Source organism: Streptomyces sp. NPDC058051 (assembly GCF_042885475.1).
Classification (GTDB): domain Bacteria; phylum Actinomycetota; class Actinomycetes; order Streptomycetales; family Streptomycetaceae; genus Streptomyces.
The window spans coordinates 1-1,275 of the sequence record NZ_JBHVRW010000089.1; the positions used below are offsets into that span (position 1 = coordinate 1).

Below are 1,275 nucleotides of genomic sequence, written 5' to 3' on the forward strand. Positions count from 1 at the left end.
CCGGATCGTCATCAACATCCACCAGCACCACACGACCCGGATGCTCAACCTGCACACTCCGCACCAAACCCCACACCGCCGCACCCGCCAAATCAACAGGCCGCTCACCAGCATTGACCACCACCGCCCCACGGGTCACCACAACCAACGACTTGCCGTTCAACTCACCCGCCAGCCAACGCTGCACCACACCCAACACATCAGCGACCAAGCCGTGCACGCCCGACACCACATCGCGGTCGGAAGCCGCCACAACACAGACGTTCCCGGCTTTCCCCTCGGCCGCCGTGTCGCATATCCGACCCACCAGCTCGGCGAGTCCTGAGCCCTCGGCCAGGTTCAGTACCGACCACCCGGGGACGGCCTCCTTCTCGCGAACGGTGTCGGAAGGAGCGACCCAGTCAAGACGGAACAGATCGCCGCCCATACCGTCGGGCTGCTGCACATCCACGGTCCGAGCGGCCACTCGCTGGACGGCGAACACCTCCTCCCCGGCCGGATCGACGCCGATCACCGACACCGTCCCATCGCCCGCACGGCTCACTCGTGTCCGGATCGAACGTGCGCCCACGGCGGACACGCGAACGCCGGAGAACTCCGCCGGCATCAGCTCGTCGCCGTTTGCCGCGAGTGCGTCCCGCAGCGCCGCGTCCAGCAACGCCGGGTGAACCAGGAACCCATCAGCCACCACCTCTTCGGGCAGCGACACATCTATGCCGTCCACATCCGGCGATTCAGCGCCGGCGTTCTCCTCCACGGTGAGGTGGCCGCGGGCGTGACATATCCACTCCGAGTCAGAATCCTGGTGCTGGGAGTAGACACTCACCATCCGCTGTCCGGCAGGGACAGCGGCCTCGTCCGACGGGCTCACCACTGCCTGGATGCGGACCGTCTCCTGGGACGGAAGCCACAACGGCATCTGCACCGTCAGATCGGCCAACGAGGCACATCCGACCTGGTCACCGGCGTAGAGCGCCAGGTCGACAAGTGCGGTGGACGGTACCAGCACCCGACCGGCCACCTCGTAGTCGGCCAGCCACGGATGTGACCGCACCGACAGCTGACCGGTCAACACCAGGGAACCGCTCTCGGCGACTGTCACTCCTGCGGCAAGCAGCGCGTGATGGAGACCATGCTGACCCAGCGACGCGACATCGTGCACGCCGCCGTCCTTCGGCTCCAGCCAGTACCGCTGACGCTGGAAGGCGTACGTCGGCAGCTCAACCCCCCGGCCACCTCCCACGACCCGAGCCCAGTCCACATCGACCCCGCGCA

At 67.0% G+C, this 1,275-nt stretch carries 1 protein-coding gene; it reads right to left on the bottom strand.

The window, feature by feature from the left end; translation table 11 throughout:
• On the bottom strand, positions 1-1,162 hold a 1,162-nt coding region (locus ACFVUT_RS37735; protein WP_389661372.1), incomplete at its 3' end, for a polyketide synthase dehydratase domain-containing protein.
• Positions 1,163-1,275: the final 113 nt, after the last annotated feature.